We start from the raw sequence: 24,472 nt of genomic DNA on the forward strand, positions 1-24,472 counted from the left end.
AATATCGATGACCCTGAACGGCCCCGCTTCGCACAGCTATTTCTCCCAGCGGCTCAAGCTCCATTATGCCGACTGGGGCAATGAGGACAAGCCACCGCTGATCCTGCTGCACGGCGGCAAGGATCACTGCCGCAACTGGGACTGGACCGCTCAGGCTTTGCGCGACGACTGGCATATCATCTGCCCCGATGTCCGCGGCCATGGCGACAGCCAGTGGAGCACCGACGGCAATTATGCCAATATGGCGATGGTCACCGATCTGGCCCAGCTGATCCACCAGCTCGACCTTTCGCCAGTCACTATTGTCGCGCATAGCATGGGCGGCAATATCGCACTGCGCTACACCGGCCTCTATCCCGATACGGTGCGCAAGCTGGTGGCGATCGAAGGGCTTGGCCCGAGCCCCGAATTACTCGCTGAACGCGAGAAAGTCGGCCAGCTTCAGCGCATCCGCAACAGCATCGAGGAAAAGCGCAAGGCCGCCGGCCGTCAGGTGAAACGCTATCCGACTTTTGAAGATGCCCTGCACCGGATGCAGGATGCCAACCAGCATCTTTCCGACGAACAGGCCCGCCACCTCACCACCCACGCGGTGATCCGCAACGAGGATGGCTCCTATTCTTGGAAGTTCGATCCCTATGTCCAGCACTGGGATAGTATCGACCTGTCACAGGATGCCATTCACGAGCTGTGGAGCAATATCAGCTGCCCGACCCAACTCCATTATGGCGCCGACAGCTGGGCGAGCAATCCGGAGAAAGACGGCCGGATGAAATATTTCGGCGACAATGTGACGGTGAAGGAATTCCAGCAGGCCGGTCACTGGCTACACCATGACCAGTTCAAGCTGTTTGTGGAGACGCTGAACGAGTTCCTTTAAATCTGAGCGGATGGCCCTGCTTTGATAAATAGAAAACCCCGGCCGGATCACCGCTTAGGTATATTCCCTGCGTTTCGTTCGTCCATGACCGATGTTACAAGCACTCACCATAAGAAGTTCGTAGGTCAAACGCACTGGCATTTCTTGCGATCGAGCCATATCATCATCGCCGGTTCCACAGCATTCCGGCGGCAGGAAGCTTGAAAATGATTGACCGGTCGGACGCGTGACAGCATCAAATGACCCGCTTCCTGTTTAATCGCGCACGAAAAGAGGCCTCATATGAATGCAACCGCAACCCCCGCACGCTATTCGGCCTTTTCCATTTTCCTCCACTGGGCAATGCTGCTGCTAATCACGGCAGTCTATAGCTGCATCCTGTTGCGCGAAAATTATCCCAAAGGCAGCGATTTCCGCGAAGGGTTGAAAAGCTGGCATTTCATGCTGGGCCTGTCAGTGCTGCTGCTCGTAATTATCCGGATCATCGCGCGGTTTCTCACGACCAAACCGCCGATCAAGCCTGAGCCGCCCGCCTGGCAGATGCTGGTCGCCAAAGGCACACATCTGGCGCTTTATACGTTCATGCTGGCGATGCCGGTAGCCGGCTGGCTGATCCTCAGTACCGCCGATAAATCGATTCCCTTTTTCGGGCTTGAGCTATTTCCACTGGCCGGGCCGGACAAGGCCTTGTCGTCGCAGATCAAGGAATGGCACGAAACTTTCGGTACGGTCGGATATTATCTGATCGGCCTCCATGCCTTCGCAGCACTGTTCCATCACTATGTGGTCAAGGACAACACACTCCGTCGGATGTTGCCCGGAAAGCGTTAGGCGCGACGACAATTGCCGCCTGACTTGACGCTCACGAGATCATCCCCTGAAGCGTCACAATCCGGTCGGCTTCCTCTGCCGGCTTGTCCTTGCGGATGCGGTGGATCCTCGGGAAGCGCATGGCGAGGCCGGATTTGTGGCGGCCGCTTTCGTGGATCGAGTCAAACGCGACTTCCAACACCAGCGATTTCGTCACCTCGCGGACCGGCCCGAAGCGGCCCACCGTATTCTGGCGGACGAAACGGTCGAGCCATTTCAGTTCTTCGTCGGTGAAACCGGAATAGGCCTTGCCGACCGGCAGCAACTCGCCATCCTCGGTCCAGCAGCCGAATGTATAATCGGAATAGAAGGACGCGCGCCGTCCGCTGCCGCGCTGGGCGTACATCATCACGCAGTCGGCGTTCAGCGGGTCGCGCTTCCATTTATACCAGTGACCGGTGACCCGACCGGCCAGATAGGGGCTATCGCGGCGTTTCAGCATGACGCCCTCAATCGCCGCATCGCGGGCACCGGCGCGCATGACTTCCAGCGCGGCGAAATCATCGACATCGACCACCGCCGACAGATCGAAATGGTCAGCATTGAGTTTCGGTACGAATCTTTCGAGCCGCTGGCGCCGCTCGTGCCAGGGAGACAGGCGCAAATCGTCTTTACCGTCCATCAGCAGATCATAGACCCGGACAAAGGCGGGAAATTCCTGCCGCATTTTCTTCGAGACGGTCTTGCGACCGAGTCGTTTCTGCAGCGCATTGAAACTCGCCGCCTCGCCGCCCTGATCGGTGCCCCGCACCAGCAGTTCGCCGTCAATCACGCCGTCGCGATCAAACGCCTCGACAATATCGGGGAAGGACGCGCTGATATCATCGCCTCCGCGGCTATAGAGCCGAGTCTCGCCGCCGAGACGCACGGCCTGCACGCGAATGCCGTCCCATTTCCACTCGACCGCATATTGGTCGAGATCGAGACTGTCGCCCTCGAACGGGTGTGACAGCATGAACGGCCGGAAAAAGGGTGTGGCAGAAAGATCCGGACGTTCACCGCCCTGCTCCGCCCATTGAAACAGAGCTTCATAAGGCGGATCGAGCGCGTGCCAGAGCTCCTCGACATCATCGAGCGCTACATCAAAGGCCTGCGCGAAAGCAGTTTTCGCCAGCCGCGCTGATACTCCAACCCGCATCCCGCCGACCGCCAGTTTGAGCAGAGCATAGCGACTGTTGCTATCCAGGCTGTCGAGCAAGGAAGCGACAATGTCGGGAGCGGTCGCACGATTGGCGGCGGACAGCGATTGCACCACTTCGTCGATAGTCGGGTCGCTCTGTTCCCGCCCCTCCGCTTCCGGCCAGACCAGCGCCACGGTCTCGGCAGTATCGCCAACATGATGGCGCGACAGGCGGAACAGTTCGGGATCAATCCGGGTTCCGGCCAGATTGCGGATGGTGGCGGACTTGACCGCCGGAAAGTCGATGCTGTCGGTCAAGGCCGCCAGCGCCCAGCCGCGATCGGGATCGGGCGTTTCGCGCAAATAGGCGGCAATTGCCGCCAGCTTGGCGTTGCGCGATCTGGTGTAGATCAGGCTGTCGATCAGGGCGGCAAAGCGGCGCATCAGCCGTCATCCCCTTCTTCGCGCCCGACCATCGCCAGCGCCCGCGCCTTGATCTGGTGCAGTTCGCACCAGCGCAGCAGGCCGTCTTCGCTGCCATGGGTGATCCAGGTTTCCTTTGGTGCCAGTTCGCGGATGGTTTCGGTCAATTCATCCCAGTCGGCATGATCGGAGATGACCAAAGGAATCTCGACCCCGCGTTGCCGCGCCCGCCCCCGCACCCGCATCCAGCCGGACGCCATGGCGGTCACCGGATTGGGCAGCCGGCGGCTCCATTTGTCGGTCAGCGCGGAGGGCGGAGCGATAATGATCTGGCCGCGCATTTCCTCCTTCGGCGTGTCCATCACCAGCCGCAATTCACCCAGCGAGACGCCAAGTTCTTCATAAAGCTCGCACATCCGGACCTGCGCGCCGTGCAGATAGATCGGCTTGTCCCAGCCCGCCCGGCGCAACTCGGCAATCACCCGCTGCGCCTTGCCGAGCGCATAGGCCCCGACGAGAATGCTGCTGTCCGGCTCGGCTTCCAGCCGCGCGAAAATCTTGGCGATTTCGCCCGCGATTGGCGGATGCTGGAACACCGGCAAGCCGAAGGTCGCCTCGGTAATGAAAATATCGCACGGCACCAGTTCGAACGGCTCGCAGGTCGGATCGGGGCGGCGTTTATAATCGCCGGTGACGACCACCCGCTCGCCCTGATATTCCATCAACACCTGCGCCGAGCCCAGCACATGACCCGCCGAATGCAGGCTGAACCGCACCCCGCCGCGTTCGAAGCCCTCGCCATAAGCAATCGGCGTCCCCGCCTCCGTCCCATAGCGCAAGCCCATGATCGCCAGCGTCTCCGGCGTCGCCCAGACATCGCCATGCCCGCCGCGCGCATGATCGGCATGGCCGTGGGTGACTACGGCGTTTTCTTTGGGCACGGACGGATCGATCCAGACGTCGGCAGGCCGCACGTAAATGCCCTGCGGATGCGGCTCGATCCAGTGTTTCGCTTTTGCCATGGCCTAATAGCGTATCGAGCGAGGAAAGGTTCCGGTCAAGGGGAAGGGGCAAGTGGTGCGTCTATCAGCCCCTCCTCTTCAGAGGAGGGGATTAAGGGGTGGTGGCGATGCGCAAGCATCGCTCGCGCCAGCGAACAACGAAGGTGCCGACATAAAAGAATTGGAGCCGAAAAGACCATTCCCACACGAGAGAAACCACCCCAACCCCTCCTTTTAAAAGGAGGGGCTAAAATTGGCGTTCCTCCTGAAGCGAAGAGCCCCGTCATTGCGAGGAGCAGAGCGACGCGGCAATATAGGGCCGTGCACGCCGCTCTGGATTGCTTCGCTGCGCTCGCAATGACGATAGTGCTATTCGAAGTCGGGGTGCGAACATTCTGCTTCTTCGTCCGCAGGCCCTTCTTTCCTACATCACCCCGCCAATGCTAAAACGCGACTATGAACAAAACACCCTCATATCCGTCCCAAAACCAGCCCATGCGCCGCTTTTATCAACCCCCGAATTTTCAATTCCATAACCCTGTAAAGTGTGTAAAGTTTGAAAGATTATTTCGCGCCCCGCATCACACTATGTGACCACAATGTGATCTTTCCCCTAGACCAATCACATTACAATGTGATAATCGATTCGCATCATCACATCACAAAGGCGAGTCCATGAGCAAAATCCTGATCGAGCAACTGATCGAACTGATCGAATCCGGCAAGGAAACCCGCGCGGGACTAGCGCGCGCCGCTGGCCTGCATGCCAATAGCCTGCGCAGCCTAGGGCAGGATGACTGGAACCCGACGGCGGAAACGCTGGGCAAGCTGGAAACCTATCTGGCGCGCGGCGCCAGCGGCGTGATGGCGACGCCGGAAGAAATCATCAACGAAGCGCGCAACGGGCGGATGTATATTCTGGTCGATGACGAGGACCGGGAGAATGAAGGCGATCTGATCATTCCGGCGCAGATGGCGACCCCCGATGCGGTCAATTTCATGGCCAAATATGGCCGCGGGCTGATCTGCCTGGCGATGACGCGGGACCGGGTCGAGGAACTGGGCCTCGACATGATGAGCGCCAACAACCGCGGCGCTTATGAAACCGCCTTCACCACCTCGATCGAGGCACGCGACGGTGTCACCACCGGAATCAGCGCCGCCGACCGCGCGCGCACTGTGGCAGTTGCGATCGACCGGACCAAGGGCAAGGACGAGATTGTCACCCCCGGCCATATCTTTCCCTTGCAGGCGCGCAATGGCGGCGTGCTGGTTCGTGCCGGCCATACCGAAGCAGCGGTCGATGTTTCCCGGCTTGCAGGCCTCAACCCGGCTGGCGTGATCTGCGAAATCATGAAAGACGATGGCGAGATGGCGCGGCTCGATGATCTGATCGAATTTGCCCAGCATCATGGCATGAAAATCGGCACGATCCGCGATCTGATTGCCTATCGCCTGCGCCACGACCATCTGACCGAGCGCCGGGAAGAAGCGCGCTTCACCAGCCGCTGGGGCGGCGAATGGAATGCGATCACTTTCTATAACAGCGCAACCGAGAGCGAGCAGATCGTCCTGCAGAAAGGCCATGTCGATCCCGACAAGCCGACTCTGGTACGGATGCATGCGACCACGATCTTCCCCGACCTGTTCGGGCAGGACACCGGCCGCGCCAATATGCTGCAGGAATCGATGAAGATCATCGGCGAGGAAGGGGCTGGCATCATCGTTTTCATCAGCCCGCGCGTACCCGACCTATATTCGCGGCAGGTCCGCAGCCTGGGTGGCGGCAAGCCGCCGGCGATGGACCAGTTGCGCGACTATGGCGTTGGCGCGCAAATCCTCAGCGAACTGGGCGTCCATGATATGGAACTGCTGACCAATACCAGCCATGATATGGTCGGGCTCGACGCCTTCGGCTTGCGGATTGTCGGACAGCGGGCAGTACCCGCCGAGGATAGCAAGGAACTGGAGAAAGCCTGACCGGCTCGTCATCCTGAATTTATTTCAGGACCTCCATCGAACATCCACCAGATCCTGAAGCAAGTTCAGGATGACGAAATTGAGAGAGAATAAAATGGCAAAATTCCTGATCGTCGAAGCGCGTTTTTACGACAATTTGAACGACATGCTGATCGAAGGCGCAACCGATGCGCTGAAGGCGGCCGGTCATGAACATGAGGTCATCACGGTACCCGGCGCGCTGGAAATTCCGGCCGCCATATCCATGGCGATCGACAGCGACCTATATGATGGCTTTGTCGCGATCGGCGTGGTGATCCGCGGCGAGACTTATCATTTCGAGATCGTGGCGGGTGAAAGCGCGCGCGGCATCATGGCGCTGACCATGGACGGCGCAGCCATCGGCAACGGAATTATCACGGTGGAAAATGAAGAACAGGCGCTGGCCAGGGCGGACAAGAGCCGCAAGAACAAGGGCGGCGAAGCGGCGCAGGCGGCTATCGCAATGTACGAATTGGGAATGAAGTTTACCGCCTGAAATGACAGCGGGCACGATCACTCGTGCCCGCTGTCTCTATAATATAAGGCGTTATTGGGTGCCAGCAATTGCGGCCTTGAATTCGTCTTCGGTCATCGTGATGGTGACGCCGCCATCGGCTTGGGTCATGAAGGCCGCGACGGGCAGTTTCACTGCTTGGCCGTCATGATCAACGGTCACATATTCGGCGTCTTTTGCCTCAATAGTGCCAATCACCGCAGCTCCGGTTACGGATTTAACTTCGGTGCCAGGGGTCAGACCGGCCAGCAATTGTGCTTTGGCATCCGCAGCCGCTTTTTCGACGGCGCTATCCAGATCAGCCTTTGTCATCGTGATCGACAGGCCATTTTCTGCCTTGGCAAAAGCCTCAGGCGAGAGCGCAGCCTTGTTATTGCCGGTATCGAGAACCACGGCACCACCGGCAACGGACTCTACCGTACCGACTTCACCGCCATTGGGGCCGAAAACCTTCATGCCGGCCTCGACTTCGACAGCCGGAGCGGCATCCTGCGCCAAGGCCGGGGTAGCCGCGAGAAGCGCAGCGCCAGTCACGAGTGTCAGAAAATTCTTCATATTGTACTCCTTGGAATTACTAAAAATGGCATTTTTTCGTACAGCAAGCTGGCTAAAAAACGATAGCCAGTTTTGTTAAGGCGATTGAGGCGAGTCGACGCATGGGCAGGATGAAAGACAATTATGCCGTCATCGGTCCCGAGAGGCCGACTACGGAAGAGCCAGCCCCTTCGTCAATCCCCGTACCAATCAGGCCGCTTTCTGGGTGCGTTTATGCAGGCCTTCCCGGAGCTCTTCGATAATCTTGGCGCTGAATGCGTCGAGATCGCCGGGATTGCGTGACGTAATCAGGCCATTGTCGACCACCACTTCGCTATCTTCATATTGCGCACCGGCGTTGATCAGGTCGGTCTTGATCGAGGGATAGCCGGTAACCTTGCGGCCCTGCACCAGATCCGCCTCGATCAGCAGCCATGGCGCGTGACAAATGGCGGCGATCGGTTTGCCGGCGTTGAAAAAGGCCGTCACAAAATCAATTACCTTGCCCTCTACCCGCAAGATGTCCGGGTTCATCTGCCCGCCGGGCAATACAAGTGCTTCAAAATCGCTTTCCTTGGCCTGGTCCACGGTCATGTCGACTGCGATGCTCTCACCCCAGTCTTTTTCGTCCCAGCTTTTGATCGAACCGGATTCCAGCGACACGATGGTGATATCTGCTCCGGCGTCAATGAGCTGCTTTCTTGGTTCGAAAAGCTCCGATTTTTCAAAACCGTCGGTGGCGAGGATTGCTATTTTTGCGTTTGAAATGTTCGTCATTTCTGTCGTCCTTTCGTTGGGGGTCATGAAAAGTCTACGCGGCGGGAAGCGGATTGGTTCCGCTTTTTCCGGAAGCTGGCCCCTGCGTTTTCTGGCGGCCCGCTGGCCTTCATTATCTATAGGCACCCTTTTTTGTCCGGATTTTTCCACAGCTTAAACGGAACCAAATGAAGGTCGAGACGTAATCATTGTCAGGAACCGCGCTCCGCCAGTTCGTCGAGCGCACCAGAATGAAAGGAAGACTTTATTATGACGGCAACAATCAAATCAGCAGAACTCCGCGAGATGAAAAGCGATATCAAAAAAGCGGACCGCGCCACGATGGCCGAGAAGCTGGGCGAAGCTCTGGCCTCTACCTATGTGCTTTATCAGAAGACCCAGGCGGTCCACTGGAACGTGACCGGCCCGCAATTTCACGGTGTCCACAAGCTGACAGAAGCCCAATATGAGGATCTGGCCGCCTCGATCGACGAAATTGCCGAAAGGATCCGGGCTCTCGGCGCGAAGACGCCGGTCGGACTGTCCACCTATATCGAGAATAGCGCGATCAAGGACCAGGTGAAATATGGCGACGTCGAATCCATGCTCAAGCAGCTGTCGGAGGATACGCTCACCGTGGCCGACCAGATGCGGGAATTTGTCAAAACTGCGGAAGAGGCCGACGATGTTTTTACGGCGGATCTGCTGACTGCGCGGATCGGAGTGCTGGAAGAATCGTCGTGGATGCTGTCGGCCAGCATGTAGTCCGCCTTCGCCATTAAATTCAGGAAGAATCTATGAAAAAACAATTGGACAAGACCAGCGCCCGCCAGGGCTTCACCACCCGCCACATGATCATCGTGCTGGGCGTATCGACCGTATTTGCGATCGTCGCGCTAGCCGCTGTGACGGGATTTTTCTGATCTACTTTCAAGTTTGCAAGTGCGACTTGCCCGCTCCTGCATCATGCAGGAGCGGGCTTTTTTATTGGCTAGACGATCGACTGGTTGCCATTGCCCTCATTTCCTGCCGGAGCGCCTGAATTTCTGCCAGTATCTCATCCCTCTGGGCCGCTTGCTCCTCGTCCGCTTCCTCGTGCATCGCATTGACGATGATCGCAATAAACAGGTTCAGCACGACAAAACTGGTGACCAGCACGAAGGGCACGAAAAACGCCCAGGCCCAGGGATAGACTTCCATGATCGGGCGGACGATACCCATCGACCAGCTTTCCAGCGTCATGATCTGGAACAGCGAATAGAGCGAGGAGCCGATGGACCCGAACCATTCGGGAAAGGCTCCGCCGAACAGCTTTGTCGCCATCACCGCTGCGATATAGAAAACCAGGCCGAGCAAAATAATCACCGTTCCCATCGAGGGGATTGCCGCAAACAGCCCCTGCACCACCTTACGCATTTTGGGCATCGCCGAGATTAGCCGCAGGGCACGCAATATCCTGAGCGCGCGCAGGACCGAGAGACTTCCTCCCGTAGGCAGCAACGCCACCGCGACAATCACAAAATCGAAGATATTCCAGCCGTTCTTGAAAAAACGCGTCCGGTAGACAAATAGCTTGAGCAGGATTTCAACAACGAAAATCCCGATCGCGATAGCGTCTATTGCGCTCAGGAAAACCCCGAACCGCTCCGTCAGCAAAGGCGATGTCTCCATCCCGATGACGATTGCATTAATGACAATCACCGCCATGATCGCATTCTGAAAACGCGATGATTCAATCAATATCCGAAGTCTTTCGATCACAAGCTATCCTCATTGACAAATGCTGCTATTTGCAACCCGGGATCATTTGGTCGCGCAGCGGCCGCCAATCAAGACAAGCTTTGCGTTGCCAGCGATAGAATATTGCCGACTGTCAGGCTTGGCTATTCGGGCTTCACCAGCTTCAGTATGAACCGGTCGGTTTTGCCGCGCGTGGCCGGATCGAAGACATTTGTCATATGATCATCGTCTGTTCCGGCGAGCAATTCGTCATTGCGTTCCACCGTGAACCCGGCGGCTTCCGCCGCTGCGACCGCCAGGGCCGGATCAATCCGGTGATAGGCTTCGTTGTCGCCATCGGGATCGCCGGCATGATCGATCACGCCGAGCACCCCGCCCGGCTTAAGCTTCGCCTTCAGCGCCAGCAGCATCCCGATCGCTGCCGGGGCACCGAAACCATTGTAGACATCGTGGAAATTGAGCGCGGTAATCGCAACATCGATACTGCCATCCGGCACGCCGAGTTCGGCGATCTCGCTGTTGAGACGTTCGATCTGAGGCAGGTTATTTGCTGCCAGGCGCGCGGTTATTTCCGTTTCATAAGCGCCGTCTCGCAACTGCAGCGCTGCCGCCGGGTTCTGCGCATAGACCTTGCCTTCCGGTCCGGTCGCAATCGCCGCCGCGACGCTGTACCAGCCGCCAGAAGCGATCAGGTCGAGCACGACATCGCCTGTTTCCAGGCCAAGAAAGGACAGTACTTCTGCGGGTTTGCGGCTGGCATCGCGGGCCTTGTCTTGATCCGACCGGCCTGCTGCAGCGGTCAGCGCAGCCTTGGTGATGGCAACGTCAATGGCTGTCCTTTCACCAGCTTCATGATGCTTGGCCAATAGCGGCAAGGGCGCAAGGGCAGTGGTTACAAGACAAATGACCGATAATTTGAGCAATGTTGTTTTCATGGCGGCTCTCCTCTCCGGACAATGTTCATCAACCCCGGAATTTGGTCAACCATTATGCGACAGGCCTCGCCTCTCTTGCCCCGAAAATTGCGAACAGGCTTGACCAAATTCGTCCGTTCTATATTTTAGAACAAATCATGAACAATATCGATTCGGATTCGGACGGGGCTTTCGGGCTTCCACCGGACACCCCTTCTGCTGTGCCTCCGGCTACACCAGCAAAGCCCTCTGTCTTGCGGGCGCGTCTCGCCAAGATACTGGCGGCGTCTGGCGTGAGGACAGCGGAGGATGACGGCACTCCGTCACATTTCAGCTTCGGCGTCGACCGGATCGACGCGGCCTTGCGCGGCAATGCCGGGGTCGATGGCCTGCCGCGCGCGGCGCTGCATGAGCTGCACGCGGCGAGCAAGGATGACCGGACCAGCACAGCGGCGATGGCGCTGCTGATGGCGCAGCGTTGTCAAATTTTGGGTCAGGATGGACGACCGATATTGTGGATCAGCGAAAGCGGGGAAGCCAGACGGCAGGGCCGACTCTACCCGCCAGGGCTGGCGGAACTGGGCGTTGATCCGGACAGCATCATCCATGTCGATGCGCCGGATAGCATCGCGGCGCTGCGCGCAGCCGCCGACGGCGTGCGATCTTCGGCCATGGCAGCGGTAATCATCGAATTGGCGGGCAAGAAGCCCAAGGGTCTCGACCTGACCGCTACCCGCCGCCTGTCGCTGTCGGCGCAAAAGTCCGGCGTGCTCGGTCTGTGCCTGCGCTCCGGCAGCGATCCGGACAATCCTTTGCCGACCGCTGCCTTCAGTCGCTGGTCAGTGACTGCTGCACCTTCCTTCGCGCTGGACGCCAATGCTCCGGGCCATGGCGCTTTCGATATCACCCTGCTGCGCCACCGCAGCGGTCTTTACGGGCTGAGCGCCCGACTGGAGTGGAACCGTGACGAACAAATCTTCCGCGAGCAACAGAGCGAACAGCCAGGAGAACAGAGAACGCCGGACCTTGGCGCTGTTCCTGCCCTGGCTGCCGTCCGAGCGGATCATCAGGGCACACGGGCCGCCTGACCATCCCTTTGCGCTGACCGAAAAGATACGCGGCGCGATGGTGATCATGGCGGCGGACCGGCAGGCCGTATCTCTGGGTCTCGGCCCAGGCATGAAGCTCGCCGACGCGCGGGCGCGGGTGCCGGATCTGCTCGCCTTTGACCATCAGCCGCTGGCCGACGCGGACTTGCTGTCGCGGCTGGCCGAAGCCTGCGAACGTTACACACCGATGGTGGCGGTCGAACCGCTTTATGCGCTGATCCTCGATATTACCGGCGCGGCGCATCTCCACGGCGATGAGGAAAGGCTTGCGCAGGATGCCGAGGACCGGCTCGACGCTTCGGGTTACAGCAGCCAATGGGCCTTGGCCGGAACCGCCGATGCGGCGCTGGCGCTGGCGCGACATGGCCTGAAGGAAGGCGCGGAAGCACAGCTACCGGTAGCGGCGCTGGCCATGGACGCCAAGATCCATCAGGCGCTGGAACGGGCCGGGCTTTATCATATCGGCGATCTGGCCGAGCGGCCCCGCGCCAATCTGGCAGCACGGTTCGGGATGGAACTGACGGTGCGGCTGGACCGGATTCTGGGACTCGAAGACCGCCCGATCGATCCGCTGCGCCGGATTGGCAATGTCGTCACCGAACGCCGCTTTGCCGAGCCGCTGACCCATATTGATGGCGCGCTGACCTGCCTGTCGGAGCTGTTTGTCGAGGCCTCCGAACGGCTAAACGAGCGCGGTCAGGGCGCGCGGATGATCCGGATGATGCTGTTCCGCTGCGATGGCGATGTCGCGCGGCTCGGTCTGGAAACCGGCGCGCCGACCCGCGATGCAGCTCTTTTCAAACGCCTGCTGCGCGAACGGATCGAGGCGCTCAATGACGAACTCAATCCGGGCTTCGGCTATGATTTGATCCGGCTGAGCATCGTCGCTTCGGACGTGCTGGCACCGCAACAATTAAGACTCGAAGGCGGCGAGGATCGCCAAGGTGACGAAGTCGCTCTGGTCAGCCAGCTCAGCACAAGACTGGGTCGCGACCGGGTACAAAAGTTTGTTCCCGCCGACAGCCATATCCCCGAACAGGGCCTGCTCGCACTGCCCGCGCTCAATGCTCCGCCGCCCGTGCAATGGCAGAGACTGTCTCCCGACAATCCGCCGATGCGTCCCTTGCATATGTTCGACCCACCCCAGCGCGTGCAAGTGATTGCCGAGGTCCCGGACGGCCCGCCCTATCGCTTCACCTGGCGACGCAAGAGCCATCAGGTGATCCGCTATGAAGGCCCCGAGCGCATCGCGTCGGAATGGTGGCAGCGCAAGGACGGACAGCAGCCCGGAAACGGCGGCCTGACCCGCGACTATTACCGCGTCGAGGATGCCCGCGGCCGGCGCTACTGGTTGTTTCGCCACGGGCTTTATGGCGAGGAGAAAGCGAACCCGGACTGGTATGTGCATGGGCTGTTTGCGTAATGTTTGCCGAACTGGCGGCCTCCACCCATTATAGTTTCCTGCACGGAGCCTCTTCCCCCGCCGATATGGTGATGCAGGCGATGGCGCTGGGCATGACCGGGATTGGCATCGCCGACCGCAACAGCGTTGCCGGGGTGGTCCGCGCGCATGCGGCACTGCGTCGGGCGCATGAGGATGCGGCCGAAGAAGGGCTGGCGCTACCGGATTTCAAGCTGATCGTCGGATCGCGACTGGTCTTTGCCGATGATATGCCGGAGGTGATTGTCTATCCGCTGGGCCGGCGCGGCTGGGGGCGGCTGACACGACTTCTCTCGACCGGGAATTTGCGGGCGGAGAAGGGGGATTGTTTTCTTTATGAGGCGGATTTGCTGGAATGGTGCAGTGAAGATTGGGCGCTAATCATCCTCCCTGAAGCGTCAGCTTTGGGGAGGGGGACCGTCAGCCAGAGCGAAGCGGCGGCTGATGGTGGAGGGGCCGGTGACGGGATTGCTACATTAAGGGTGCCCCTCCACCATCCTTCGGACGGTCCCCCTCCCCCCGCTGCGCGCGGGGAGGAAATATTTGGGCACCTCCTCTCTCACACCCCCCATATCTGGCTGGGCGCCGCCATGCCCCGCTCCGGCCCGGACAAGCGCCATCTCGCCAGACTGCACAATCTTTCCCAAGCGACCGGCATCCCGCTCATCGCCACCAACAACCCGCTCTATGCGACACCCGAACAGCGCCCGCTGCACGACATCCTGACCTGCATTGCCGAGAAGACCACAATCGACAAAGCGGGAAAATTGCTCGCCGCCAATGCCGAACGGTTTCTCAAACCGCCGGCAGAAATGGCGCGCCTGTTCCGGGACTACCCGGAGGCGCTGGCGGAGACGCAAAAGCTGCCCGAACTGGTCGATTTCACGCTCGACGAACTCAGCTATCATTATCCTGAAGAACCGGTGCCCGAGGGCTGGACGCCGCAGGGCTGGCTTGCGCATCTGACATGGAGCGCCGCCCATGATCGGCATGGCGAGACCCTTCCCGAACGGTTGCGGGCGAAGGTCGAGGAGGAATTGCGGCTGATTGAGAAGATGGAATATGCGCCCTATTTCCTGACTGTCCACGACATCGTCAAATTTGCCCAGGATCAGGGCATACTCTGCCAGGGGCGCGGGTCGGCGGCGAATAGCGCAGTCTGTTATCTGCTCGGCATCACCTCGGCCGATCCGATGGAGCATGATCTGCTGTTCTCGCGCTTCATTTCGGAAGAGCGCCGCGAGCCGCCAGATATCGATGTCGATTTCGAACATGAACGGCGCGAGGAGGTGATCCAGTATATCTATGCGCGCTATGGCCGCCACCGGGCGGGCATTGCCGCGACCGTGATCCATTATCGCTCGCGCAGCGCGATCCGCGAGGTCGGCAAGGCGCTGGGCCTGTCGGAAGATATTACCAGCCGTCTGTCGAGCACCGTCTGGGGCAGCCATGGTGGCAAGGACCCCGACAAACGCTTTGCCGAAACCGGCCTCGATCCCGACAATCCTGGAATCCGGCGGCTCGGCGATCTGGTGCAGCAGATATTGCAATTTCCCCGCCACCTGTCGCAGCATGTCGGCGGCTTTGTGCTGACCCAGGACCGGCTCGACGAGACCGTCCCGATCCACAATGCCGCGATGGACGACCGCACCTTCATCGAGTGGGACAAGGATGATATCGACACGCTCGGCCTGATGAAGGTCGATATTCTCGCGCTCGGCATGCTGACCTGCATCCGCAAGGCGTTTGATATGCTGGAGAGCATCAACATCCTCCCTGAAGCCTTGGCTTCGGGGAGGGGGACCGCGCGAAGCGCGGTGGAGGGGCCACCGCCTCGATCAGACACCCCTCCGTCACGCCTTCGGCGCGCCACCTCCCCAAAGCTGCGCTTCGGGGAGGAAAAATGGACCCTCCAGAACATCCCCCACGAAGATCCGGCGACCTATGACATGCTGTGCAAGGGCGACAGTATTGGAGTGTTCCAGGTCGAGAGCCGGGCCCAGATCAATATGTTGCCGCGGCTAAAACCGCGCGAATTTTATGATCTGGTAATCCAGGTGGCGATTGTCCGCCCCGGTCCGATCGAGGGCGATATGGTTCACCCCTATCTGCGGCGGCGATCTCGCGTCGAGAAAGTCACCCTGCCCTCGCCAAAGCCGCCGCATGATCCGGATGAACTGAAATCGGTACTCGGACGGACATTCGGCGTACCGTTGTTTCAGGAACAGGCGATGAAGCTGGCGATCGTCGCCGCCGATTTCTCGCCCGCCGATGCCAACAGGTTGCGCCGCGCGATGGCGACCTTTCGCAATGTCGGCACGATCCATCATTTCGAGGCAAAGATGATCGAGGGGATGACCGTCAAGGGCTATGACCGGGATTTCGCCGAGCGCTGCTACAAGCAGATTCAGGGGTTCGGCAGCTATGGTTTTCCGGAAAGCCACGCGATCAGCTTTGCCCGGCTGGTCTATGTCTCGAGCTGGATCAAATGCCACCACCCGGCGGTCTTCGCGGCGGCGCTGCTCAATTCACAACCAATGGGATTTTACGCACCGGCGCAGCTTGTCCGGGACGCGCGGGAACATGGGGTGGAGGTGCGAGCGCCGGATGTAAATTATAGCGAGTGGGATAATCGCGTGGAGCAATATTTCCTCCCTGAAGCGTCAGCTTCGGGGAGGGGGACCGTCAGCCAGAGCGTAGCGGCGGCTGATGGTGGAGGGGCCGGCGGTGCGAGCGCTGCTTCGCGACGGCCCCTCCACCATCCTTCGGATGGTCCCCCTCCCCGCGCTTCGCACAGGGAAGAAATATCCCTCCGCATCGGCCTGCGCCAGATCGACGGTTTCCGTGAAGCCTGGGCCGAACAGATCCTCGCCGCGCGCCCGTTCCGGACGATCGAGGAACTCGCCCACAAAGCGAACCTGCCCGCGCGCGCGCTGCGCCTGCTCGCCGACGCCGATGCCTGCCGCTCGCTGGGGCTGGATCGCCGCCAGGCCCTGTGGGAAGTGCGCCGGACTCCGGTCAATACATTGCCGCTGTTCGAAGCCGCACAGGCGAAGGAACTGGGGCAGGAGCAAGACGCCCACCTGCCCGCCATGACCAAGGGAGAACATGTCGTCGCCGATTATCAAAGCGTTCGACTATCGCTCAAAGGCCATCCGATGGAATTTCTGCGCGAACGGCTGAAAGCAATGGGCGTGCTCAGTTGCGCGGAACTTGCGCGGGCGAAAAACGGGTCGCAGGCAAAAGTCGCCGGCGTCGTGCTGATCCGCCAGCGGCCCGGCAAGGGCAATGCGGTGTTCATTACGCTCGAGGATGAAAGCGGGGTCGCCAATCTGCTGCTCTGGGCCAGCCGGTTCGAGAAAATGCGCCGTCCGGTGATGGCCGCCCGGCTGATGCTCGCCACCGGAGAAGTCCAGCGGAGCGCCGAGGGCGTCACCCATCTGATGACCACACGGGTAGAGGATTATACGTTCATGCTGGACGATATAAGTGATCGTGACCGGCCGGATATGCCGATGTCCCGTGCCGACGAGGTCAAGCGGCCGGTCTATCGCAACGAAGACCGGTGGGCGGCCCGGGAAGAAGATCATCCGGCAGAACCACGACCCGCATATCCGCGCCACGGCCATCCCCGCAATGTCAGGATATTACCGAAGTCGCGTGATTTTCATTAAACTAGGAGAAACAGGCTCTTATCCCCGCGAGTGGATCACCCGTTAACGGCGCCAAGCTCGACGGGTTCTTCTGCCACCGCGCCTTGTTCTTCGATATAGGAAAGCAATTCCACCGCGGTCATCGGCATGCCGAACAGATAGCCCTGCACCATATGCGTTCCGACCCGTTTCGCGATGACCAGCTGGATTTCATTCTCAACCCCTTCCAGGAGGCAATCAACGCCAAGCGTTCTGGCCATTCCCACCAGCGAATGGAGGATCTTCTCGGTCATCGGATCCGCCACATCCTTCATGAAAGACCGGTCGACCTTCAGCTTGCTGATCGGAAGCGTCCGCAAATAGCTGAAATTGGAATAGCCGGTGCCGAAATCGTCGAGCGCCAGCGGATGACCAAGTGCAGCCAGGCGCAGCATATTGCTGCTTGCCTTGTGCGTATCCGCCATCATCGCCGTTTCGGTGACCTCGAATTCAAGCAAGGCCGGGTCCAGTCCGCTGGCTTCGACCTGCGCGATAATCCGGGCAATGATCGGATCGGAAATAAGGTCATGACCGGAGAGGTTTATCGAGAGCGGAATCGGGTCTTTCCACTTTTTGAGGGCAGCAATCGCCTGTTTCAGCACCGAGAGCGTGATATTGGCAATCAGACCGCTTTCCTCGGCAACCTCGATGAACCGGGTGGGCATGATATCGCCAATGACCGGACTATTCCATCGGGCAAGCGCTTCCGCCCGGACAATCCTGTTTTGCCCCAGATCAAATTGCGGCTGGAATAGCAGTTCGATTTCGGTATCGAAATCGGCAACACGCAGCGCCTGTTCGATCCTGAAGCGTTCTGCTGCAACTTCGGCATGGTCATCGCAGAAGACGACCACTCTGTTTTTGCCATGCTTTTTTGCGTGCAACAATGCGTAGTCGGCATCCCGGATAAGCTGGGCGTCGCCTTCCGCCGGGTCAATCTGGTGACAGCCGATCGAAGCAGAAATCTGGACCAGACGATCCTCGATCAAATATACCCGGGCGACATATTCCAACAGACCCCGGCACCAGGCTTCAACAATGCACGGTTCCGCGCTGTTGGGAAGGATGATGTTGAATTCGTCACCCCCCATACGGCTAAGATGCGCCTTGGCCCCGCAATAGTCCTGCATGCGGGTTGCGACAGCTTTCAGCAGCTCGTCACCGATCAAATGGCCGTAACCGTCATTCACAGCCTTGAATCCGTCCAGATCGAGCAAGACAAGCCAGGTGGCAAAGCCCGCGCCTTTATCATCCTTGCTCTTCTCGAAGGTTTCGAAGAAGGCACGGCGGTTCGGCAAGCCGGTCAGGCTGTCCGAAAGCGACAGATGACGCATTTCCTCGCTGAGCTTCTCCGCTTCTTCCAGCCTGTTTTCCGCTTCATATCTCGCCAAAGCGGTGCGACCGATCGCCCGGCGCAGGAAAAAGGTGATGGCAATTGCCGTCATTGCCGCAGCGGATGTGACGAAAGCATAGTTGATCAAAAGCTCGGGGGCATTTTTCGACAATGTGTAGAATAGTCCGGCAACCACAGCGGCTATCGAGACCAACGCCTGCTTCATACTGCTGCAGGCCAGTGCGAAGACCATGACCATGATGATGAAATAGACCAGATCTGTCTGGGCAAATTTGATTTCCATCGCGATCATGACATTTGCCAAGATGAACAAATTGGCAATTGTCGTGACTATATGAAGATTTGGGAACGCATGAGGCTTGCGCAGGCCATACCAGAAAAATGCGAGAACGATGCTGGCGACAGTCGAGGCAGCGACAATAGCCAGCAGATCTGTTCCACTGTGCACGCCGAAATGCATCAGCGTCATCACAGCATAATAGACGGCAGCAACCCCGAAATACCCCCGGATCATCGGGCGGTAAATTTTGGCTATGAACGGAGTAATATCCGGACTGCTCGAGATGGATGCAATGGTCATATTTTCCAGCGGTAAGCATATCCAACTTAAGTTAATAATCTGTATTTACGTCATTATGTTCCAATAGTTAATGTCGGCCGTTTCTACGATTATTCAGCCGTCCGTCGCCTTTCGAAGCGCGTCGGATAAAATCGGCACAATATCGGTCACCGGAATGAACCGCAGATGCGGGATTTCCGCTAAGCGGGAACTGTCTCGAACTGGCGTTCCCCGCTGCCGAAGACGAGATAGAAGATCAGGCCAAAGGCCGCCACGGCCGCCGCCACCTGAAACACCAGCGCCCATGATCCGGTGACGTCCAATATCCAGCCGCTGACCAGCACGCCAACGATGCCGGGAATGGTGCCGGCGGTATTGGTGATCCCCATCAGCGTGCCGGCATGTTCGGGTGCAATATCCATATGGTTGACGAAAAAGCCGCTGACCGCAAACGCGCCCAGAGCACTGCCGATGGTCATGATGGTGATCGCGGTGACCGCATCCTCGGCCTGCCCGACCAGCAGAAGCGCGATGATGCTGCTGCCGAAGCCGATCAGCATCATCAGCTTGCGTACCCGGGTGATGGTCATCCCGCTGCCGATCAGCTTGTCGGCAACGACCCCGGACAGGTTGATGCAGATGAACAAGGCAATATGCGGCATCATCGCAAAATAGCCCACCGAGGCATAGTCGACGCCCAGCCCTTTGGTGACAAAAGTCGGCAGCCAGGCGAGCAGGACATAGAACCACCAGTTATTGCAAAAATGGGCGACGATGACGGCCCAGACCGGCATATTGGTCATCAGCGCGCGCCACGGCGTGGCACCTGCGGGCGTATCGGCAATCGTGTCGGCGGCGATCAGATCCAGCTCTGCCTGGCTGATGCCGGGTTGCAGGCGCGGACTCGATGCAATGAGAAAATACCACACCGCGCACCAGATGAAACCGATGCCGCCAAATAAATAGAATACCCATTCCCAGCCCCAGCTGGCAACAATCACCGGTGTCGCCAGCAACGCAAACACGGTCCCCAGCGGAATGCCGCTATTCGAGAAACCGGCTGATCGCGACCGTTCCCTGACCGGGACCCAGCGGGCATAGAGCGCATAAATGGCCGGGAAGGTCACCGCTTCGCCCATGCCCATCAATATCCGGGCGACGATCAGAACCGCAATGCCCAGTGCCGCAGCCGGAGGAGCGACCAAGGTGAACAGCGACCAGATCAGCACGCCAAAGCCGAGAACGACCTTGCCGCCATAACGATCGGCAAGCTTTCCGCCGACAACCTGGGTCAGCAAATAGCCGATGAAGAAGCTCGACAGCACCAGCCCCTGCGTCGACAGATCCCAGCTGTAGGTTTCGACCATAGGGATGATGGCGACCGAGATCGCGACCCGGTCCATATAGCAGATGAAAATGGCCAGAAACGCCATGAGTGCCAGTTGATGGCGTTTTTGCATATGCATCCTCCCCGATAATGCCCCCTAATCCTATTTATATGGATCTGGTGGGCGGCTATTGTCTTGCATATCTGGTGCAAATCCCCTATAGTATCATTTGAAACTATACTGTGTATTTGCACATTCTATCTCAAGGAAATTTTGTGGCTGATCTGTTTGAAAATCCCGTGGGCCTGGACGGCTTTGAATTTGTCGAATTTTGCGCGCCCGAGCGCGGCGTGCTCGAACCGGTGTTCGCAGTCATGGGCTTTACCGAGATCGCCCAGCACCGCAGTAAAGACGTGCATCTCTGGCGGCAGGGCGGAATCAACCTGATCATCAATTACGAGCCCAAATCGGCCGCCTGGTATTTTGCCCGCGAACATGGCCCGTCGGCCTGCGGCATGGCTTTCCGCGTTAAGGATGCGCGCAAGGCCTATGCCTATCTGCTCGAAAAAGGCGCCGAGCCGGTGCATGTCGAAACCGGACCGATGGAATTGCATATCCCGGCGATCCGCGGCATCGGCGGCGCGATTCTCTATCTCGTCGACCGCTATGACGGCGGTGAACGCGGCGAAAATCTGTCGATCTATGATATCGACTTTGAATATCTGCCGGGCGTGGACCGCAATCCCGTTGGGGCCGGCTTCCAGATCATCGATCACCTGACCCACAATGTCTACGGCGGCCGGATGAAATATTGGGCAGACTATTACGAGACATTGTTCAACTTCCGCGAGATCCGTTTCTTCGACATCAAGGGCGAATATACTGGACTCACTTCAAAAGCGCTGACCGCGCCCGACGGCAAGATCCGCATCCCGCTCAACGAGGAAGGCGAAGGCGGCAAGGGCCAGATCGAGGAATTTCTACGCGAATTCAACGGCGAAGGCATCCAGCATATCGCCTTGATCTGCGACGACCTCATTGCCTGCTGGGATCGGCTCAAAAAACTCGGCGTCCCCTTCATGACCGCGCCACCGAACAGCTATTATGAAATGCTTGATGGCCGCCTGCCCGGCCATGGCGAAGATGTGAATGCGCTGCAGACCCGCGGCATTTTGCTCGACGGCACGACCGAAGGCGGCGAACCCCGTCTGTTGCTGCAGATTTTTGCCGAAGCACAAGTCGGACCGGTTTTCTTTGAATTCATTCAGAGAAAGGGCGATGATGGCTTTGGCGAGGGCAATTTCAAGGCCCTGTTCGAAAGCATCGAACGCGACCAGGTATCGCGCGGGGTGCTCAACGTAGAGGAGCCGGTATAATGGCCGCACCAAAGATCAACGGCATCCACCATGTCGCCTATCGCTGCAAGGACGCGAAACAGACGGTCGATTTCTACCAGAAGGTGATGGGCATGGAATTCCAGCTCGCCTTTGCCGAGAATGAAGTCCCGTCGACCGGCGAATATGATCCCTATATGCATATCTTCCTCGACGCTGGCGGCGGCAATATCCTCGCCTTTTTCGAGCTGCCCGAGCAGAAGGAGATGGACCGCGACCAGAATACCCCGGCCTGGGTCCAGCATATCGCCTTCAAGGTGAATTCGCTCGACGACCTGATGGCGGCAAAGGCCAATGCCGAAGCCGAAGGACTCGAGGTGCTCGGCCCGACGCATCACGGGATTTTCAAGTCGATCTATTTCTTCGATCCCAACGGTCATAGGCTGGAGCTCGCCTGCGATATCGGGACGGAAGAGGAAATGACCGAATTGCGCCGCGTCGCTCCCGATATGCTCGAGGAATGGAGCCGCACCAAGAAGGCACCACATCATGCCGCATGGCTGCACGAGAAAGCGCGCGACGAGCATTAGTTTTCACATTGAACAATAGCGTGCTCCTGCGTAGGCAGGAGTCCATCTCCTGAAGGTGCGACTAGAGGCACAGGCAGGAGATGGGCCCCCGCCTTCGCGGGGGAACGGAGCAGGATGAAGGAACGCACATGAAACTCGCTACCCTGAAAAATGACACCCGTGACGGCCGCCTTGTCGTGGTCTCGAAAGACCTCACTCGCTGCTGCGAAGCGAGCAATATTGCCCCGACCCTGCAGGCGGCGCTCGACGACTGGGAGCAATGCGCGCCAAAACTGGAAGCGCTCTACCGTGATGTCGAGCATGAAACCGTGCCCTGCGAGCGTTTCCACGAGCGGCTCGCCGAATCCCCCCTGCCCCGCGCCTATCAATGGGCCGACGGCAGCGCCTATATCAATCACGTCGAACTGGTCCGCAAAGCGCGCGGCGCGGAAGTGCCGGAGAGTTTCTACAGCGATCCCCTGATGTATCAGGGCGGCAGCGATGCTTTCCTCGGACCGCGCGACGATATCCCGCTCGGCGATCCCAAATGGGGCTGCGACATGGAAGGCGAAATCGCGGTCATCACCGACGATGTCCCGCCGGGCGTCAGCAGCGAGGAAGCCGCCGACCATATCAAGCTGGTCATGCTGTGCAACGATGTGTCCCTGCGCGGACTGATCCCGGGCGAGTTGGCCAAGGGCTTCGGCTTTTTCCAGTCGAAACCGCCATCCGCTTTCTCCCCGGTCTGCGTCACACCCGACGAACTGGGCGATGCGTGGAAGGGCTCGGTCATCCATCTGCCGCTGCAGGTCGACTATAACCGCAAACCCTTTGGCCGCGCCAATGCCGGTGTCGACGCCACCTTCAGCCTCGCCGATCTGGTCGCCCATGCCGCCAAGACGCGCCCTCTATGCGCCGGCACCATCATCGGCTCCGGCACAGTCTCCAACCAGGGCCCCGACGGCGATCCCGGCAAGCCTGTCAGTGAAGGCGGCCTCGGCTACAGCTGCATCGCCGAAATCCGGATGATCGAGACCATCAACACCGGCGAAGCCAAGACGCCATTCATGAGCGCTGGCGATACGGTCAAAATCCAGATGCTGGATGCGGATGGGCATTCGATCTTTGGCGCGATCCGGCAGGATGTTGTGGCGGTTTGATGGGCTTGGTTTTGGTGTCCGCTATATCCTAAAAGCTGACAATTGCCACAATCGTTGGCGATGACGATAAGTAAATTAGGAAGGGAAGCCAATTGGTAAGCGATATCAGCGTTGCCCGATAGCGCTTTCACACAGTTCCACCCCATTTTCAGACCGTATAACTAATTGTTCAATACCTCAATCCTGCTACGGGCTTTCTCATACCCTTGGCTCGCAGCCTCACGATACCATTTGATCGCCAGGACCGGGTCTTTTGATACGCCCTCGCCGTTGTCATACATATAACCAAGATTATATTGCGCGGTGGCATCTCCCTGATTGGCGGCCAAGCTATACAATTTGAACACTTCGTCGTAGTCTTGCGGCACACCCTGGCCTTGAAGGTACAACCAGGCCAGTCCAAGTTGGCCGGGCACACTTCCTTGGTCGGCGGCAATCCTGTACCATTTGGCGGCTTCGATGTAATCTTGTGGCACACCCTTGCCTTCATCATACATATGACCAAGATTGTTTTGACCACCGATATGACCCTGGTCGGCAGCCAGCTGAATCCATTTGAATGCTTCGGTATAGTTTTGTGGCACGCCATGGCCATGATAATATGTCATACCCAGATTAAATTGGGCCATCGCGCTTTCTTGATCAGCGGCCAACCGAAACCATCTAACCGCTGCGGCATGATCTTGCGCCAAACCATGGCCATGATAAAAACTCAACCCGAGGTTGTACTGGCCTCTCGCATCCCCCTGATCCGCGGCCAGCCTAAACCATTTAACCGCCTCGACCTGGTTTTGCGGGACGCCTTTTCCTTCAGTATGCATAACGCCTAGGCTGACTTGACCTGTGGCATCGCCCTGACCGGCTGCCAGTTCATACAATTTAACCGCTTCGGCATGATTCTGCGGCACGCCGTGTCCGAATTCATACATCCTGCCGAGGCTAAGTTGACCTGCGGCACTCCCTTGATGGGCAGCAAGTTCAAACCACTTGAGGGCCTCGGAGAAGTTCTGCGGTACCTCGGTGCCTTCGTAATGTAGGTTGCCGAGATTGACTTGTGCGGTGGAATCGCCGTTTTCCGCTTCAGATACCAAACTCTGTTTGAGCTCCGCATGTACAACATTTGGAATACATGCGAAAAACAACGCGACCATCAATATTACTTTTTGCATGCGG

Annotated in this window: 21 protein-coding genes; 12 read left to right on the forward strand and 9 right to left on the reverse strand. The window is 58.6% G+C overall.

Features of this window, described 5'->3' with window-relative positions:
• Nucleotides 1–7: 7 nt before the first annotated feature.
• Nucleotides 8–880 (forward strand): alpha/beta fold hydrolase, encoded by an 873-nt coding sequence (locus ACWFTY_RS00300; protein ID WP_447525411.1) that lies wholly within the window; start codon nt 8–10, stop codon nt 878–880.
• Between the two features lie 282 nt (nt 881–1,162).
• Nucleotides 1,163–1,711, forward strand: coding sequence for a cytochrome b (locus ACWFTY_RS00305; protein ID WP_447525412.1), 549 nt, complete (start codon nt 1,163–1,165; stop codon nt 1,709–1,711).
• Nucleotides 1,712–1,742: 31 nt separating this feature from the next.
• On the opposite strand, the gene ACWFTY_RS00310 is transcribed toward ACWFTY_RS00305, so the two are convergent.
• Entirely contained in the window at nt 1,743–3,314 is a 1,572-nt protein-coding gene (locus ACWFTY_RS00310) for a cisplatin damage response ATP-dependent DNA ligase (RefSeq protein ID WP_447525413.1), read from the reverse strand.
• Nucleotides 3,314–4,315 (reverse strand): ligase-associated DNA damage response exonuclease, encoded by a 1,002-nt coding sequence (locus ACWFTY_RS00315; protein ID WP_447525414.1) that lies wholly within the window; start codon nt 4,313–4,315, stop codon nt 3,314–3,316. Before ACWFTY_RS00315 ends, ACWFTY_RS00310 begins: the two co-directional genes overlap by 1 nt.
• Nucleotides 4,316–4,969: 654 nt before the next feature.
• Between ACWFTY_RS00315 and ribB the strand changes: the two genes are divergently transcribed.
• Nucleotides 4,970–6,274, forward strand: a complete 1,305-nt coding sequence (gene ribB, locus ACWFTY_RS00320; RefSeq protein WP_447525415.1) for a 3,4-dihydroxy-2-butanone-4-phosphate synthase — start codon at nt 4,970–4,972, stop codon at nt 6,272–6,274.
• Between the two features lie 94 nt (nt 6,275–6,368).
• The gene (gene ribH, locus ACWFTY_RS00325; protein WP_447526924.1) at nt 6,369–6,791 is read left to right on the forward strand and encodes a 6,7-dimethyl-8-ribityllumazine synthase; all 423 of its coding nucleotides are present in this window, start codon (nt 6,369–6,371) and stop codon (nt 6,789–6,791) included.
• Nucleotides 6,792–6,842: 51 nt separating this feature from the next.
• Here ribH and ACWFTY_RS00330 read toward each other — a convergent pair whose 3' ends face one another.
• Together ACWFTY_RS00330 and ACWFTY_RS00335 are read right to left on the reverse strand one after the other, a co-directional pair.
• On the reverse strand, nt 6,843–7,364 hold the full coding sequence (locus ACWFTY_RS00330; RefSeq protein ID WP_447525416.1) for a hypothetical protein: 522 nt from the start codon (nt 7,362–7,364) through the stop codon (nt 6,843–6,845).
• Nucleotides 7,365–7,553: 189 nt separating this feature from the next.
• Nucleotides 7,554–8,120 carry a type 1 glutamine amidotransferase domain-containing protein gene (locus ACWFTY_RS00335; protein WP_447525417.1) on the reverse strand — a complete coding sequence of 189 codons (567 nt, stop codon included), beginning with the start codon at nt 8,118–8,120 and terminating at the stop codon, nt 7,554–7,556.
• A gap of 249 nt (nt 8,121–8,369) precedes the next feature.
• On the opposite strand from ACWFTY_RS00335, the gene ACWFTY_RS00340 reads away from it, so the two are divergent.
• Complete coding sequence (locus ACWFTY_RS00340) at nt 8,370–8,864, forward strand: Dps family protein (RefSeq protein WP_447525418.1); 495 nt, start codon at nt 8,370–8,372, stop codon at nt 8,862–8,864.
• A 32-nt stretch (nt 8,865–8,896) separates the two neighbouring features.
• Nucleotides 8,897–9,022 carry a hypothetical protein gene (locus ACWFTY_RS00345; protein WP_447525419.1) on the forward strand — a complete coding sequence of 42 codons (126 nt, stop codon included), beginning with the start codon at nt 8,897–8,899 and terminating at the stop codon, nt 9,020–9,022.
• A gap of 61 nt (nt 9,023–9,083) precedes the next feature.
• Here the strand turns inward: ACWFTY_RS00345 and ACWFTY_RS00350 are convergent, their stop codons facing one another.
• Both ACWFTY_RS00350 and ACWFTY_RS00355 read right to left on the reverse strand, forming a co-directional pair.
• Nucleotides 9,084–9,860, reverse strand: coding sequence for an ion transporter (locus tag ACWFTY_RS00350; RefSeq protein ID WP_447525420.1), 777 nt, complete (start codon nt 9,858–9,860; stop codon nt 9,084–9,086).
• Between the two features lie 122 nt (nt 9,861–9,982).
• Nucleotides 9,983–10,774 carry a class I SAM-dependent methyltransferase gene (locus tag ACWFTY_RS00355; protein ID WP_447525421.1) on the reverse strand — a complete coding sequence of 264 codons (792 nt, stop codon included), beginning with the start codon at nt 10,772–10,774 and terminating at the stop codon, nt 9,983–9,985.
• A gap of 137 nt (nt 10,775–10,911) precedes the next feature.
• Between ACWFTY_RS00355 and ACWFTY_RS00360 the strand changes: the two genes are divergently transcribed.
• Genes ACWFTY_RS00360 through ACWFTY_RS00370 form a run of 3 tightly spaced genes read left to right on the forward strand, consistent with a single transcriptional unit; the run spans nt 10,912 to nt 16,977 of the window.
• Nucleotides 10,912–11,841 (forward strand): ImuA family protein, encoded by a 930-nt coding sequence (locus tag ACWFTY_RS00360; RefSeq protein ID WP_447525422.1) that lies wholly within the window; start codon nt 10,912–10,914, stop codon nt 11,839–11,841.
• A complete protein-coding gene (locus ACWFTY_RS00365; RefSeq protein WP_447526925.1) occupies nt 11,780–13,285 on the forward strand; it encodes a Y-family DNA polymerase in 1,506 nt (501 codons plus the stop codon). Before ACWFTY_RS00360 ends, ACWFTY_RS00365 begins: the two co-directional genes overlap by 62 nt.
• The gene (locus ACWFTY_RS00370) at nt 13,285–16,977 is read left to right on the forward strand and encodes an error-prone DNA polymerase (RefSeq protein ID WP_447525423.1); all 3,693 of its coding nucleotides are present in this window, start codon (nt 13,285–13,287) and stop codon (nt 16,975–16,977) included. The genes ACWFTY_RS00365 and ACWFTY_RS00370 overlap by 1 nt, the downstream gene beginning before the upstream one ends.
• Before the next feature lie 35 nt (nt 16,978–17,012).
• On the opposite strand, the gene ACWFTY_RS00375 is transcribed toward ACWFTY_RS00370, so the two are convergent.
• A complete protein-coding gene (locus ACWFTY_RS00375) occupies nt 17,013–18,929 on the reverse strand; it encodes a putative bifunctional diguanylate cyclase/phosphodiesterase (RefSeq protein ID WP_447525424.1) in 1,917 nt (638 codons plus the stop codon).
• 179 nt (nt 18,930–19,108) lie between these two features.
• Nucleotides 19,109–20,368 carry an ACS family MFS transporter gene (locus ACWFTY_RS00380; RefSeq protein WP_447525425.1) on the reverse strand — a complete coding sequence of 420 codons (1,260 nt, stop codon included), beginning with the start codon at nt 20,366–20,368 and terminating at the stop codon, nt 19,109–19,111.
• 143 nt (nt 20,369–20,511) lie between these two features.
• On the opposite strand from ACWFTY_RS00380, the gene hppD reads away from it, so the two are divergent.
• From hppD to ACWFTY_RS00395, 3 genes are all read left to right on the forward strand, one after another.
• Nucleotides 20,512–21,612 carry a 4-hydroxyphenylpyruvate dioxygenase gene (hppD, locus tag ACWFTY_RS00385; protein ID WP_447525426.1) on the forward strand — a complete coding sequence of 367 codons (1,101 nt, stop codon included), beginning with the start codon at nt 20,512–20,514 and terminating at the stop codon, nt 21,610–21,612.
• On the forward strand, nt 21,612–22,160 hold the full coding sequence (locus ACWFTY_RS00390) for a VOC family protein (protein ID WP_447525427.1): 549 nt from the start codon (nt 21,612–21,614) through the stop codon (nt 22,158–22,160). The genes hppD and ACWFTY_RS00390 overlap by 1 nt, the downstream gene beginning before the upstream one ends.
• A 128-nt stretch (nt 22,161–22,288) precedes the next feature.
• Complete coding sequence (locus ACWFTY_RS00395) at nt 22,289–23,299, forward strand: fumarylacetoacetate hydrolase family protein (protein ID WP_447525428.1); 1,011 nt, start codon at nt 22,289–22,291, stop codon at nt 23,297–23,299.
• A 161-nt stretch (nt 23,300–23,460) separates the two neighbouring features.
• On the opposite strand, the gene ACWFTY_RS00400 is transcribed toward ACWFTY_RS00395, so the two are convergent.
• Entirely contained in the window at nt 23,461–24,468 is a 1,008-nt protein-coding gene (locus ACWFTY_RS00400) for an SEL1-like repeat protein (protein ID WP_447525429.1), read from the reverse strand.
• Nucleotides 24,469–24,472 lie beyond the last annotated feature (4 nt).

The organism is Parasphingorhabdus sp. NYA22, assembly GCF_976973735.1.